Below are 15,113 nucleotides of genomic sequence, written 5' to 3' on the forward strand. Positions count from 1 at the left end.
ACAGGCCCCCTGGGCATGACGTTTGGGTGCAAGACGCCGGCGTGTCGCCGCGCAAACGTCATGCCCACGGGGGCGGGCCGCGGGCCGAGCGCGGTCGGCCGATGAACGCCCGGGTCGGCATCGTGATGGGGTCCGACTCCGACTGGCCGACGATGCGAGCGGCCGCCGATGCGCTGGCGGAGTTCGAGGTCGCGTACGAGGCCGACGTCGTCTCGGCGCACCGGATGCCTGACGAGATGCTCGCGTACGGTCGCGACGCACACACGCGCGGCATCGGGGCGATCATCGCCGGCGCCGGTGGAGCAGCGCACCTGCCGGGCATGCTCGCCGCGGTCACGCCGCTGCCCGTCATCGGGGTGCCAGTGCCGTTGAAGTATCTCGACGGCATGGACTCCCTGTTGTCGATCGTGCAGATGCCGGCGGGCGTACCGGTTGCGACGGTCGCGATCGGCAACGCGCGCAACGCCGGCCTGCTCGCCGTACGCATCCTCGCGGCCGGCGATGAGACGTTGCGCGACCGGATGCTCGCGTTCCAGCGCGACCTGGCCGACGCTGCGCGCGCCAAGGGCGCCAGCGTGCGCGGCGACTAATACCGTCGAGCGGATTAAATGCGCCGAGATCGAAACTCGGTGTTACATTCTCTGGATGCATGTACAGTCCGTAATTGAGTCCTTACTCTCGGAGAGTAATTCACGTTAAGCGAAGTTGTTGAAACAAAAATTGCGCAGTTTAGACGCGTAGTTTGAATTCGGGACGGGTTTGCCTCTTTTGCTCCGAGACCCGGTTGCGCAGGGCGACGATTCTCCGGTCGTAACCCCGCACCGGAGGTCCCCCGTTGAGATCCACACCCTCCAGCCGCCGCATCCACGGTCGCTTCCTACACGTCCTGCTCGGCCTCGCGTTGCTGCTGGGCCTCACGGCCATCACACCCGCGTACGCGAGCGCATCGGCGAGCCACGCCCGCCAGGTCGGTGAGAGCGCACTCGCGCGCCCGGACGCGAAGTCCGTCGCGACGTGCGCAAAGAAGGGCGCGTATCTCGCGCAGTACTACCGCGGCCGACACCTGAAGGGAAAGCCGGTCAAGGCGCGGTGCGAGAAGCGGGTCGACGCGACGTATCCGAGGGGTAAAGGACCGAAGGGCGTCAACGTCGGCCCGAACAACTTCTCCGTGAAGTGGACGACCATCGACCACACGAAGGCACGGCGGTACGACTTCCGGGCGGTCGCCGACAACTGGATCTCGATCCGCGTCGACGGCAAACAGGTCGACGGTACGCACCAGGCGGGCAGGTACGTCAGCGGCGTGCGCTCGCTCCGTAAGGGCAAGCACACGGTCCAGTTCCGCTACACCAAGCTGGGCGGTGCGGGCTACGTGCGGGGCGAGTACGTCAGGGCGCCGGACAAGAAGGCGCCGCGTACGCCGCGCTCGCTGAGGGCGAAGGCGGGCGACTCGTCCGTCGCTCTGCGCTGGAAGGGCAGCAACGAGATCGACCTGCGCGGTTACCTCGTCTACCACGGCAGTAAGAAGCTGGCCGAGGTCAAGGGCACGAGGTTCACCGACACGAAAGCCGAGAACGGCAAGGACTACACGTACCGGGTCCGGTCGATCGACTACCGCGGCAACCAGTCCGGTCGCAGCAACGCGGACACGGCGACGCCGAAGGACGAGACGGCTCCCGCGATGCCGCAGGGGCTCGCCGCCGTAGAAGGTGACGGCAAGGTCGACCTGAGCTGGGAGGAGGACTCCGGGTCGGACGTTGAGAAGTACCTCATCTACCGCGACGACATAGAGATCGACACGGTGACGGGCGGCCAGACCTCGTACCTCGACGCCGATGTCGTCAATGGCACCACCTACAGGTACGAGATCGTGGCAGTCGACGAGGCCGGCAACCCGTCCGAGCGGTCCGCGCCGAAAGACGCGACGCCGGAGGACAGGACGGCACCACAGATACCGGACGGTCTGACGGCGAACGAGGCGAACGACGCGGTTGTACTGGACTGGAACGACAATCCCGATGACACAGTGCATTACGACGTGTACAGAGCCGACAATGCGAACGTAGACACCACCGGAACACCGATCAGCCCGGAGGACCTGGCTGAGTCGACTTTCACGGACACCGACGTCGAGGTCGACTCGATGTACTACTACCGCGTGGTCGCGGTCGACGGCAACGGCAATCGATCGGAGCCGTCGGAGATCGCCAGCATCACCGTCGGCGACCAGGAGGCGCCACTCGCGCCGACCGAGCTCGCCGCGACCGCGGGTGACGGCCAGGTCGACCTGGAGTGGGCCGCCAGCGCGTCGGACGACGTTGCGGGCTACCGGATCTACCGTGCGACGACGCCGACCGTCGACATCGCGCCAGCGAATCTCATCGACGGCCTCGGCAACGTCGCCGAGTACAGCGACCAGGACGTCGAGAACGACACGACGTACTACTACGCCGTCGTCACCGTCGACCAGGCCGGCAACGCATCGCCCTCGAGCGAGATCGCGTCGGCAACACCGACCGATACGACGGCGCCCGGCGCACCGGCCGGCCTCGCCGCGACCGGCGGCGACGGGCTCGTCGAGCTCGCCTGGGACGCGAGTGCGGATTCGGACGTCACCGGTTACCGGGTCTACCGTGGCGACACGGCCGATGTGGCGACAGGTGTCGGCGCGACTCCGATCTCGGGGGACACGCCGCTCGCGACGCTGGCGTACACGGACACGGACGTGGATAACGACTCCACGTACTTCTACGTGGTCGTCGCGGTCGACGGCCATGGCAACGTCTCGGCGGCGTCCGACGCCGCGAGTGCGACGCCTTCGGACACCACGCCGCCGGGCGCGCCGACCGGACTGGTCGCTACCCCCGGTGACGGTGAGGTCGCGCTCGACTGGGACGACAGCGCCGACGCTGACTTCGACCACTTCGCGGTCTACCGCACCACGGATGTCAACGCCCTGGTCGACGACGATCCGATCGCCGAGCCGGAGACGTCGGAGTACGCGGATACGGACGTGGAGAACGGGACGACGTACCACTACACCGTCGTCGCCGTCGACACGCACGGCAACACGTCGCCGGAGTCGGACAGCGTCGACGCGACTCCGGTGGACGAGTCCGCTCCGGCGTTGCCGAGCGGTCTTTCCGCGACGGCGTCCGCTAGTGCGATCGACCTTGCCTGGGACGAGAACGGGGAGTCGGATCTCGCGGGATACAACGTGTTCCGCGCCGAGGTTCCCGAGGTGCCGACCGATGGTGATCCGCTCAACGACGGGCTGCTGACCGAGCCTGCGTTCAGTGACGACGCGGCGAGCACCGGTACGCAGTACTTCTACGTGGTCGTCGCCGTCGATGACGACGGCAACGTGTCGGCGCCGTCCGAGGCCGCCGACGCGACCATCGCGGCCCCGGAGCCGGTGCACGAGAAGTACAGCTTCACCACCACGGCCGACACCGCTGTTCCGGCCGGCTACACCAAGAACGACGGCTCGGCCTGGACCGACCCCGCCGGGATCGGCTGGGTGACCGAGGCGAGCCTCGACGCGGAGGAGCACGAGCCGCTCGACCTGACCAAGAACACCCGCGTACGCAACGCGCGCCAGGGTGTCAGCGAACTGCAACGACGGCTGATCCACATGCATTACGGAGATGTGGAGACTCCCGACACCACCACCACGCAGACGGCCGGCGCATTCGAGCGGTCGGTCCCCGACGGCTGGTACCAGGTCAAGGTCTCGGTCGGCGACCAGCCGGGCGGCCCCGGCTACGACAGCCAGCACACGATCAACGTCGAGGGCGAGACAGCGATCGACGGGTTCCAGGGCAGTGCCGCCAAGGAGTTCGAGACCGGGACCGCCACGGTGGAGGTGACCGACGGTCGGCTGACCGTCGACGCCATCGGCGGCACCAACACCAAGCTGAACTATCTGGAGCTGGACGCCACCGACGAGCCCGACACCGAAGCTCCGGCGGCCCCGACGGGCGTGAGCGCGACGGCCGGTGACGCACAGATCGACGTGACGTGGGACGAGAGCGGCGAGGAGGATCTGGCCGGCTACAACGTCTACCGCGGCGAGTCGGCCGACGTCTCGACCGACGGAGACCCGATGAACACCGAGCTGCTCACCGCACTGTCGTTCCGCGACGACACGGCCGAGCCGGGCACGGAGTACTTCTACGTGGTCACCGCGCTCGACGACTCGGGCAACGAGTCGGACGCGTCCGAACCGTCAGCGGGCGCAACAGTCCCCGCGGGTGCGGAGGTGCACGACAAGTTCAGCTTCACCACATCCGCGGACACCGATGTGCCCGACGGGTACACGAAGAACGATGGTTCGCCGTGGACCGATGCGGCCGGCCTCGGCTGGGTCGAGGAGGAGAGCCTCGACAGCGCGGACCACACGCCGCTGGACCTCACCAGAAACACCCGCATCCGCCCTCGGGCCAGCATCGGCGCGTTGCAGAACCGCCTGATCCACCTGCACTACGGCGACATCGTGCCGGCGAGTACGAACGGCGAGCCGACGCCGGGTGCATTCGAGCTGGCCGTGCCGGACGGCTGGTACGAGGTCAAGGCGAGTGTCGGGGATCAGCCGGGCGGTGCCAAGGCCGGCTGCCCTGAGCCCTGCTACGACAGCGTGCACCGGGTCAACGTCGAGGGCCAGACGGCGATCAGTGACTTCCAGGCGACGGCGGACAGCGAGTTCAAGATCGGTACGACGATCGTCGAGGTGACCGACGGGCGACTGACGGTCGACTCCATCGGCGGCAACAACACCAAGCTGAACTACCTCGAGGTCGACAGCACCGACGAGCCGGCCGAGCCGGACGTACATCAGAAGGTGCGGTTCGCCGACCAGGCGAGTACGCCGCCCGCCGGATACCTGAAGGACTTCGGGCAGGCGTACGGCGAACGCACGGGCGAGGACCAGGGCGCCGGCCTGTCGTACGGTTGGCTCGAGCTCGGCACCGATGATCCGGTGAGCCTGGTCGGGAACGGGCGTAACCGGTTGACCGATCCGACTCCTCCACCTTCCGGAACACCCGAGCTGCGCGCCGGGCTGATGCACATGCAGCTGCCCGAGAACGCGACGAACGGCGTTGATACGCCGGGCGACTGGGCGATGGCGGTTCCCGACGGCACGTACGACGTCGAGGTGTCGGTCGGTGACGCCGGCACCGCGGTCGACAGCGAGCACTGGCTCAACCTCGAAGGCCAGAACGCGATCGCGGCGTTCGTGCCGACGGGCGGCGCCGGATCGGCGACGCACCACACGACTGCGGAGCGCACGGTCACGGTCTCGGACGGTGAGCTGACCGTGTCACCCGAGGGCGGAACGAACACCAAGATCAACTGGGTGACGATCGACAGCGTTCCCGGCTCGAGTGACCGGCCGTCCGTTCGCGCGACGACGCCTGCGAACCTTGCGACCGATGTCGATCCGAAGTCGACGAGCGTCGTGAGCGACCTCGACCTCGTCGATGGCGGCGTCGAGCCCGACACGTTGGACGGTGGCACGGTCACCCTCACCAAGGTGGCGGACGACAGTGCGATGGACGGCACCGCGTACACCAGCGGTGGGGCCGACACGATCGGCTTCGCGCCGGCGGCCGAGCTGGAGGCGGACACGCTCTACCGCTTCGAGGTCACCGACGGCGTCGAGGATGTCGACGGGAACGCGTTCCTGCCGTACTCGATGGTGTTCGAGACGGGCACGTCCGAGACCGGCGGCGGGCCGGTCGCGTTCGACAAGTCCGACTCCGGTGCCCCGCGGGGTGCGCAGTACACGTCGGTCGTCAAGGGCCCGGACGGCAAGCTGTACGCCGGTTCGATCACCGGCGAGATCTACCGCTTCGACATCGAATCCGATGGCACGCTCGCGAACCGGCAGACGATCAACACCGTTAAGAACTACTCGAATGCTGCAGCGAGCGGCGACACGTACCAGAAGGGCACGCGTTCGGTCATCGGGCTCGCCTTCGACCCATCGTCGACGGCGGACAACCTGATCCTCTGGATCAGCGACAACGCTCCGTACCTCGGTGCGAGCAATGTGCCGGACTCGTCGGGACGGATCGCGAAGCTCACCGGGACGAACCTGGAGAACTACACCGCGGTCTTGGAGCACCTGCCGAGATCGGTCAAGGACCACGAGACGAACTCGCTCGCCTTCGGTCCCGACGGTGCGCTGTACTTCAACCAGGGCGCGAACAACGCGATGGGAGCGCCCGACGGCGCGTGGGCCAACCGGTCGGAGCGGCTGCTGTCTGCGGCCGTGCTCCGGTTGGACACCTCCAAGCTGCCGTCCGACCTGCCGCTCGACGTGGGCACGGGCGACGCCGGTGACTACGATCCGTTCGCGACGAGCGCGCCGCTGACGATCTACGGGCACGGCGTACGCAACGCGTACGACCTGGTGTGGCACAGCAACGGGCACCTGTACGTACCCACCAATGGTTCTGCCGCTGGTGGCAACGTGCCGACCGTGCCGGACCCGTTGCCGGCCGTTTGCGCCCAGCGTCCGGACGGCGGCTACACCGGCCCGAAGGTCGCGGGTGTCGACAACAACCCCGCCGAGACCGACTACGTCTTCGATATCAAGAAGGGGCAGTACTACGGACATCCGAACCCGTCGCGTTGCGAGTACGTGCTGAACAACGGCAACCCGACGGCCGGCGCGGACCCGTTCGAGAACAGCAAGTACCCCGTCGGTACGCAGCCTGACCCGAACTACGCGCTGTCCGACGTGTACGACGCCGGGAGTCACGCGAGTGCGAACGGGGTCATCGAGTACGAGGGCGGTGCGTTCGGCGGTGCGCTCGACGGCAAGCTGCTCTACGTCCGTTACAGCGACGGCCAGGACATCGTGACGTTCGACGTCGGCGCGAACGGAAAGCTCACGAACCGGACGGTCGGACGCACCGGGCTGACCGGGTTCAACCAGCCGCTCGACCTGACCGAGGACGTCACGACGGGCAACCTCTACGTCACCGAGCTCAGCGGCAACAGCGGGATCGTGCTGCTGAAGCCGCAGGGCGGCGGGGGCGGGCCCGTGGGCAACGCGACCGACCGGCTGGTCTTCAGCGGGCCGACCGGCTCGACCAGTGACCCGCTCGACGCGGTGGTCGACAACGACGGCTCGGACGATCTGGTCGTCACGGGCGCGACGCTCGGCGGGGCCAACGCGAACCAGTTCGCACTCGGTTCGTCGACCTTCCCGCAGACCGTCGAGCCGGGGGCGTCGCTCGATCTCGCGGTGACGTTCAAACCGACGAGCGTCGGCGTCAAGTCGGCGAACCTCGTACTGGCGACGAACGCCGGTCCGAAGACCGTGCGGCTTCGCGGTCTCGCCGCGGCCGGTCTCGGTGGCGGGAACGAGCCGTCGCTGCAACGCGTCATGGACACGCTGGAGATCCCGGTCGACGTCGGTGACCCGGATCCGAGCAACGCCGCGATGCCCAGCACACAAGGCATGATCGGCGACGAGGTGCCGGCGCAGCTGTTCAAGAAGGCGGCTTTCGACACACCCATCACCGTCACGCCGGTCGCGGCGTACGGCCCGCAGAACGACGATCCGGCGATCCACGTCGGCTGGTACGAGGCAAGCAGCGCTTCCGGCCTGCACGAGCAGTTCGACGTTGCGGCCGGCGACGCGCAAGGGTTGATGATCGACCCGGATGGTACGACGACCGGGATCGACCCGGGTGAGGATGCCTCGTTCGGGTTCTACTCCGAGTGGCCGTACTTCGACGGGCGCAAGGCGTACACCGAGGATGCCTTGAACACCTGGGACTCCACGCTGCCGCACCACGTACGGGTGTACCCGTACAAGAACTCCGACGGCACGGTCGAGCCCGACACGTACGTCGTGGCGACGGAGGAGGTACCGGGATCGAACTTCGACGGCCAGGACATCGTGCTCGTCGTGACGAACGTCGAGCCGTACGTACCCGAGGCGTCCGACGCCGTGCTGAAGACGACCAACCTGGACGGCGTGCCGTACGACGACCGGCTCGCGTTCAGCCGGATCCAGAGTCCGGCCGACGGCAACCAGAAGACGCATGATGTCTCGACGGTACGCATCTCGAACACGGGCACGGAATCCATGCAGGTAACGGATCTGAACGTCGTTGGAAACTTCGAGATTGCCGACGCGCCGGGCGTGCCGTTCGACATTCCGGCCGGCGGCCACGAGGACGTATCGGTGAGGTTCACTGCCACTGGCGGCAACGTCCACACCGGCTCGCTGACGATCAACTCGAACGCCGGCACGAACGGTGTCGAGTCCGTTGCACTCGCCGGCTTCTGGCAGAGCCAGAGTGAGGGTGGGCAGGAGCCGAGCGTCGCCGAGATGGCCCAGGTCTTCGGCTACACGACGACCATCCCGACCAATCTCAACGGTGACGGCCTCGTCCAGGCAGTCGGCGACGAGGTCCTGTCGCCCTACTGGCGCCGGGCGAACACCGGAGCTCCCGTGCGGGTACGCCAGCTCGCGGCGTACCACACGTACGGCAACGGGGCGTCGTTCCAGTGGACCGAGCAGAGCGGCGCCAGGCACGGGGTCACGAACTTCGACACCCCGTACAGCCAGTCGATCCTGCCGCCCCGCAGCGGCGGATGGCCGGTTTCGTTCACTCCCGGGCAGGCGGTCTTCGGCTTCGCCGTCGACGGCGAGTCGAGCGACGATACGAAGAACAACCAGTCCGCCGACGAGGCGAACGGGTGCCCCGGCCCGTGTGGTCACCACGTTCGGATCTTCCCGGTCAAGGACCGGGAGGGCGACGTCGTGCCCAACTCGTACCTGCTGACGATGGACTATTCGGGCATCAACTACGACTACAACGACAACGTCTACCTGATCGAGAACATCACACCGACGAAGCTGCCCACGCCCAAGGGTGTCTCGGCGCTCGCCGAGGACGGCAAGGTCACGCTGACGTGGTCCCCGATCGATCAAGAAGGCGTGGGCTATCGGGTCTGGCGTTCGACCACGCCGGACGTGCCGGTCGACGATGCGCATCGGGTCAGCGGCACCGACCCGTTGACGGAGTCGGAGCTCGTCGACGAGGACGTCACGAACGGCACGACGTACTACTACGTGGTGCGCGCGGTGGTCCAGGGCGTGTCGAACTCCGACTCGACACAACCGGTCGCGGCGACGCCGAACGACGCCGGCGCGTTCGTGGAGAAGGTCAACTTCCAGAACCAGTCGGCACCGCTTCCCGCGGGGTACCTGAAGGACTTCGGGCAGTCGTACGGTGCTCGGACCGGCGCCGATCAGGGCAGCGGCCTGTCGTACGGCTGGATCACCGAGGACGGCGGTCAACCCGTCGACCTGTCGGTCGGTGGCACGACCGGCCCGGGCAACGGGCGCGACCGCAATGCCGAGGACGACCAGCGGCTCGACACGTTGATGCACATGCAAGGCGACGACGTACCGGACTTCAACGGCACGCCGATCGCCGGGAAGTGGGAGGTCGCGGTGCCCGACGGCACGTACGCCGTGACGGTCGCGGTCGGTGATCCCAACAACAACACGGATCCGGAGATCCACACCATCAACGTCGAGGGTACGAACGCGATCAGCGGCTTCGTACCGTCCGGCTCGGCCGGGTCGGCGTCGCACCACGAGACGGCAACGGTCGAGGTGGAGGTCGAGGACGGGCGGCTGACCGTCGATGCGCTCGGCGGCACCAACACGAAGGTCAACTACGTCGACATCGCCGCCACCAACTGACCTCAGCGGAGGAGGAAGTAGGCGCCGACGGCGGCTGGGATGGCGCCGGCGAGCAGCCACCACGAGACAGGCGAGACCTTGTGGATGATCCGTGTGCCGAACATCACGAGTACGCCGACGATGAGTCCCATGACCCAGAGGCCCCAGGCGTTGCCGGGCTTGTCGCGGTCCAGCATCAGCCACGCCGAGTACGACAGCGATGCGGCCAAGGCGAAGCCGAACGCGCCGAGCATGCCGGACGCGACCCACTGCTGGACCTTGGTGATGTGCACCTGACCAGTGTCGCCGGTGACGGCCGATCGTCGGTGCGCGGGTGGTCAGGTGAGGGCGCCGGTGTCGGGACTGCGTCGCGTCAGGCAGTACGCGGCACCTGCCGGGTCGCGCATCGTCGTCCACAGCGGATAATCCGCGACGAGCGTCGCGCCGAGCGCCAGGTGCCGCGCCACCTCGTCCGGCACCGAGTCGCATGCCAGGTCAACGTGTGTGCTCGTCGCGCCGTACGCCGGTACGTCGAGTCGCTGCAAGAGGATCCGCAAGGCCTGCTCGGGCTGGCGTACCAGATAGTCGAACTCGGGTCGTGCGCCGTGACGAACGGGCCAGCCGAGCAGCGACTCGAGAAACGCCACCTCGGTCTCATGGGCACCCGGTGAGATGTCGACAGAGACCTGGTCGAGGATGCTGCGGTGCCCGCCCGGCCAGGAAAGCGGCGCCGGTCTACGCCGCGGCGGGCCGGCGCCGGTGACACCGAATGCGAGCCCTCCCGGTGACGTCAGCCGGGCCATCGAGTCGGACGCGTCGATCCGGGTGGCGCCGAGCGAAGCAGCCCGCTGCACCGCAACGGCCGGGTCGTCGACGTGCACGATCAGGCGTACCTCGCGGTCGTCGCGATCGAGCCACACGTACGGGTCCGCGTTCTGCGGCCGCAGCGGTACGTATCCGGCGGAGCCGTCGGGTGTCGAGCCGGTGACCGCGGACCAGAACCGCACCGCATCCGCGTGCGGCGAGGAAACGACGGCGGTCAGCCAGCGCACCCGCGTACGTTCGTCCACGACGCCCGCCGTTCGGCTCAGACGACGCCGAGCGCGAGTACCGCATCGGCGACGGGTACGAAGCCGGCGATGTTCGCCCCCGCCACGTAGTCGCCAGGCAGGCCGTACTGGTCGGCCGTCGCTGCGCACCGTTCGTGGATGCCGATCATGATGTCGGTCAGGCGCGCCTCGGTGAACTCCTCGCTCCACGCGTCGCGGCTCGCGTTCTGCTGCATCTCCAGCGCCGACGTCGCGACACCGCCGGCGTTCGCCGCCTTGCCCGGCCCGAACAGCACGTCGGCCGCCTGCAGCATCCGCACCGCCTCGGGCGTCGTCGGCATGTTCGCGCCCTCCGCGACCGCGACGAGGCCCGCGTCCAGAAGGGACTTCACGTCGCGTGGCTCGAGCTCGTTCTGGGTCGCGCAGGGGAGTGCGACCGTCGCGCCGACCTCCCAGACCGGCCCGCCGTCGACGTACGTTGCTCCGCCGCCGCGGCGCTCGGCGTACACCTGGATCCGGAGCCGCTCGACCTCCTTGACCTGCCGCAGCAGCTCGACGTCGATGCCGCTCTCGTCGACGACATATCCGGACGAGTCGGAGCAGGCGACGACGGTGGCGCCGAGCTGGTGCGCCTTCTGGATCGCGTACGTCGCGACGTTGCCGGAGCCGGAGACGACGACGCGCTGACCGTCCATGCTCGCCCCGCGCGTCTTGAGCATCTCGTCGGCGAACAGCACCGTGCCGAACCCGGTCGCCTCCGTGCGTACCAGCGAACCTCCCCACCCGACACCCTTGCCGGTCAGCACCCCCGACTCGTACCGGTTGGTGATGCGCTTGTACTGCCCGAACAGGTAGCCGATCTCGCGGCCGCCGACGCCGATGTCGCCGGCGGGTACGTCGGTGTACTCGCCGATGTGGCGGTAGAGCTCGGTCATGAACGACTGGCAGAACCGCATGACCTCGCCATCACTGCGGTCACGCGGGTCGAAGTCGGAGCCGCCCTTGCCGCCGCCGATCGGCAGACCCGTCAGCGAGTTCTTGAAGACCTGCTCGAATCCGAGGAACTTCACGATGCCGAGGTTCACCGACGGATGAAAGCGCAGCCCACCCTTGAACGGCCCGAGTGCGGAGTTGAACTCGACCCGGAAGGCGCGGTTGATCTGCACGCGTCCCTCGTCGTCGACCCACGGGACGCGGAAGATGATCTGCCGCTCGGGCTCGCACAGCCGGGCGAGGACGGCCGCCTCGGCGTACTCGGGGTGGCGTTCGAGCACCGGCCCCAGGCTCTCGAAGACCTCGAGCGCAGCCTGGTGGAACTCGGGCTCCGCCGGGTTGCGGCGGAGCACGTCCTCGTAGATCGGCTCGAGCTGTGACTTCATCCAGGTCCCTTCGAGAAAGAGCGGCCTTCGGCGGCGCTCAGTAGAGCTTCTCGGCGTACTGCGCGCCGTAGTAGCGCTCCAGTTCGTCGATCGAGTCGTTCGGGCGCTCCAGTCGCTTCGCGATCTGTGCGCGGCTCGGTACCGCTTCGGGATCCCAGGACGAGGGGTCCCACAGCTTCGAGCGCAGGAATGCCTTGGAGCAGTGGAAGAACACCTGTTCGACGCTCACCTCGAGCACCAGGTGCGGGCGATGCCCGCGTACGACCAGGTCGTCGAAGTACGGCGCCTCGCGCAGCAGCCGGGCGCGGCCGTTGACGCGCAACGTGTCGCCACGTCCGGGCACGACGAACAGGATGCCGACGTGTGGGTTGGCGAGCACGTTCTGGAACCCGTCGACGCGCTTGTTTCCCGGTCGGTCGGGGATCGCGATGGTCGTCGGATCGAGCACCCTGACGGACCCGGCCGGGTCGCCCTTGGGCGAGGCGTCGCAGGTGCCGTCCGGGGCGGACGTCGCGATGACGCAGAACGGCGAGTTGGCGATCCAGTCCTCGTGAACGGTGCCGAGTCGTGGCTGCACCTTGTCGCGTACGCGCGGCAGCGGCTCGCCATGGAGCTCGCGCAGCTCCTCGTACGTCGTGACCTCGATCGTGTGCTCGGGCATGGGCTCAGCGTAGGTGCGCACCGCACCCACGCGCGCGCCGGTGTGGTGAGAGCCACGGCGACGCCCAGGTTAATCACCAGTAACATCGACCTGGATTCGGTGTTGGAGTAGAGAAGAGGGTCCTGCCGTGAGTCAACCGATGTTCGCGCTGTCCGAGGAGCAACAGGCGATCCGCCAGGCCGTGCGCGCGGTGTGTGACGCGAAGGTGGCGCCGGCGGCCGCCGATGTCGACGCGTCGGCGCGGTTCCCGCAGGAGGCGTACGACGCGCTCGTCGCATCGGACTTCCACGCGGCGCACATCCCCGAGGAGTACGGCGGCGCGGGCGCAGACGCGCTCGCAACGGCGATCGTGATCGAGGAGGTCGCCCGGGCGTGCGCCTCGTCGTCGCTGATCCCGGCCGTGAACAAGCTCGGCACGATGCCGTTGCTGCTGTCGGCGTCGGACGAGGTCAAGGCGGCGTACCTCCCGAAGGTCGCCACGGGCGAGGCGATGTTCTCGTACTGTCTGTCCGAGCCCGAGGCGGGCAGCGATGCGGCGAGCATGAAGACCCGGGCGCTACGCGACGGCGACGGGTACGTGCTCAACGGTGTGAAGCGCTGGATCACCAACGCGGGCGTGTCCGACTTCTACACGGTGATGGCGGTGACCGAGCCCGGCCAAGGCGCCCGGGGCATCTCGGCGTTCGTCGTCGAGAAGTCCGACGAGGGCGTGAGCTTCGGGGCGCCGGAGAAGAAGCTCGGCATCAAGGGGTCACCCACGCGGGAGGTCTACCTCGACAACGTACGCGTGCCCGCGGACCGGATGATCGGAGACGAAGGCTCGGGCTTCGCGACCGCGATGCGCACGCTCGACCACACCCGGGTCACCATCGCCGCACAGGCGGTCGGCATCGCGCAGGGTGCCTTGGACTACGCGCTCGGGTACGTGCAGGAGCGACAGCAGTTCGGCAAGCAGATCGCGCAGTTCCAAGGACTGCAGTTCATGATCGCCGACATGGGGATGAAGGTCGAGGCGGCGCGGCAGCTGACGTACGCGGCGGCGGGACGTTCGGAGCGAGGCGACTCCGACCTCACGTTCTTCGGCGCGGCGGCGAAGGCGTACGCGTCCGACGTCGCGATGGAGGTCACGACCGACGCGGTGCAGCTGCTCGGCGGGTACGGCTTCACCGGCGACTACCCGGTCGAGCGGATGATGCGCGACGCGAAGATCACCCAGATCTACGAGGGCACCAACCAGGTCCAGCGGATCGTGATGGCCCGCCAGCTGCTCGCGGGCGTCCAGTCGCACCTCTGACGTGCGCTGAGACGTCGTCGGCGCAGGGGGCGCAGTGGTCTAGGCTGGTAGCAGGGAGGCGATCGCGATGGGCAAGTACGACGAGCTTCCCGAGCCGATCCGACTCGAGGACACCGTCGCCGAGTCGGACACGCGCGACGTACCCGACCCAGAGGCGGGGCGTGACACCGACCGCGACTGGCTGGTCCGCTATGGCCTCGGCGGGCTGTTCTGAGCTCGACCTACGCAACGGTCGGCGACGTCGACATCGAGACCGAGATCCAACGCTCGCGTTTCCTGTGCCGCCTGCGGCGGGTGGAGAGCGAGGCCGCAGCCCGTGCCGTGGTCGACCAGGCGCGTACCGAGCAATGGCAGGCCAACCATCACTGCTCCGCGTTCGTCATCGGCGCGGACGGCTCGCCGCACCGCAGTAGTGATGACGGCGAGCCGGCGGGTACGGCTGGGCGGCCGATGCTCGAGGTGTTGACGCATGCCGGTGTCACCGATGTGGTTGCGGTCGTCACGCGCTACTTCGGCGGTACGAAGCTCGGCACCGGCGGCCTCGCCCGCGCATACTCGGGTGCGGTCGCACTCGCGCTCGACAAGGCGCCGCGGGTACGCCGGAACCTCATGCGGGTATGCGTGCTGAGCATCTCGCATGCAGACGCTGGGCGGGTCGAGCACGCGCTTCGGGGTGACGGGATCGCCGTGCTCGACGTCGCGTACGACACGGCGGTGCTGCTGACGGTGGCGGTGCCCGACGGCGAGGAGAGCGCCCTGCGCAGTCGGCTGGGCGCCCTCGGCGTCGGAGACGACGCGCTGCGCGTCGGTGAGACCCGTTGGCATGACGTACCCCCACCATGAGCCGCGCGTTTGTGCCCCGATCGTTCGATTTGCGGGGCCGAAACGTGCGGCCCAGCGGGCGGGACGAGAGACACGGTTTCGTCACGATTGGTGGCCCCGCCGTCCGCCCGAGTTGCGGGGTCGTCGGCCTGCGGTGACGATGAGGCGGCGAGCGGCCGCCTCCGGCCGCTCC

General features: G+C 68.1%; 9 protein-coding genes. 5 read left to right on the forward strand and 4 right to left on the reverse strand.

Annotated elements, in window-relative coordinates; translation table 11 throughout:
* Positions 1-101: 101 nt before the first annotated feature.
* Together purE and L0C25_RS15910 are read left to right on the forward strand one after the other, a co-directional pair.
* On the forward strand, positions 102-590 hold the full coding sequence (purE, locus tag L0C25_RS15905; RefSeq protein ID WP_271632659.1) for a 5-(carboxyamino)imidazole ribonucleotide mutase: 489 nt from the start codon (positions 102-104) through the stop codon (positions 588-590).
* 245 nt (positions 591-835) lie between these two features.
* Positions 836-9,736, forward strand: coding sequence for a choice-of-anchor D domain-containing protein (locus L0C25_RS15910; protein WP_271632660.1), 8,901 nt, complete (start codon positions 836-838; stop codon positions 9,734-9,736).
* Between the two features lie 2 nt (positions 9,737-9,738).
* Here the strand turns inward: L0C25_RS15910 and L0C25_RS15915 are convergent, their stop codons facing one another.
* From L0C25_RS15915 to L0C25_RS15930, 4 genes are read right to left on the reverse strand one after another with little or no spacing between them, the layout of a single operon-like run.
* A complete protein-coding gene (locus L0C25_RS15915) occupies positions 9,739-10,008 on the reverse strand; it encodes a hypothetical protein (protein WP_271632661.1) in 270 nt (89 codons plus the stop codon).
* Positions 10,009-10,053: 45 nt separating this feature from the next.
* On the reverse strand, positions 10,054-10,785 hold the full coding sequence (locus tag L0C25_RS15920) for a VOC family protein (RefSeq protein WP_271632662.1): 732 nt from the start codon (positions 10,783-10,785) through the stop codon (positions 10,054-10,056).
* A gap of 17 nt (positions 10,786-10,802) precedes the next feature.
* The gene (gene gdhA, locus L0C25_RS15925; protein ID WP_271632663.1) at positions 10,803-12,143 is read right to left on the reverse strand and encodes an NADP-specific glutamate dehydrogenase; all 1,341 of its coding nucleotides are present in this window, start codon (positions 12,141-12,143) and stop codon (positions 10,803-10,805) included.
* 37 nt (positions 12,144-12,180) lie between these two features.
* Positions 12,181-12,804: a pyridoxamine 5'-phosphate oxidase family protein gene (locus L0C25_RS15930; protein ID WP_271632664.1), complete on the reverse strand. Its 624-nt coding sequence runs from the start codon at positions 12,802-12,804 to the stop codon at positions 12,181-12,183.
* Between the two features lie 139 nt (positions 12,805-12,943).
* Here L0C25_RS15930 and L0C25_RS15935 point away from each other — a divergent pair, with 139 nt between their 5' ends.
* The 3 genes from L0C25_RS15935 to L0C25_RS15945 all read left to right on the forward strand — a co-directional run bounded on the left by L0C25_RS15935 (position 12,944) and on the right by L0C25_RS15945 (position 14,941).
* The gene (locus L0C25_RS15935; protein ID WP_271636840.1) at positions 12,944-14,098 is read left to right on the forward strand and encodes an acyl-CoA dehydrogenase family protein; all 1,155 of its coding nucleotides are present in this window, start codon (positions 12,944-12,946) and stop codon (positions 14,096-14,098) included.
* A 67-nt stretch (positions 14,099-14,165) separates the two neighbouring features.
* Entirely contained in the window at positions 14,166-14,312 is a 147-nt protein-coding gene (locus L0C25_RS15940) for a hypothetical protein (RefSeq protein WP_271632665.1), read from the forward strand.
* 44 nt (positions 14,313-14,356) lie between these two features.
* Positions 14,357-14,941, forward strand: coding sequence for an IMPACT family protein (locus L0C25_RS15945; RefSeq protein ID WP_271636841.1), 585 nt, complete (start codon positions 14,357-14,359; stop codon positions 14,939-14,941).
* Positions 14,942-15,113 lie beyond the last annotated feature (172 nt).

The organism is Solicola gregarius, assembly GCF_025790165.1.
GTDB lineage: Bacteria > Actinomycetota > Actinomycetes > Propionibacteriales > Nocardioidaceae > Solicola > Solicola gregarius.

Coding starts and splice junctions, on each gene's coding strand:
- L0C25_RS15940 (WP_271632665.1), top strand. CDS start 14,166: ATGGGCAAGTACGACGAGCTTCCCGAGCCGATCCGACTCGAGGACACC.
- L0C25_RS15935 (WP_271636840.1), top strand. CDS start 12,944: ATGTTCGCGCTGTCCGAGGAGCAACAGGCGATCCGCCAGGCCGTGCGC.
- purE (WP_271632659.1), top strand. CDS start 102: ATGAACGCCCGGGTCGGCATCGTGATGGGGTCCGACTCCGACTGGCCG.
- gdhA (WP_271632663.1), bottom strand. CDS start 12,143: ATGAAGTCACAGCTCGAGCCGATCTACGAGGACGTGCTCCGCCGCAAC.
- L0C25_RS15930 (WP_271632664.1), bottom strand. CDS start 12,804: ATGCCCGAGCACACGATCGAGGTCACGACGTACGAGGAGCTGCGCGAG.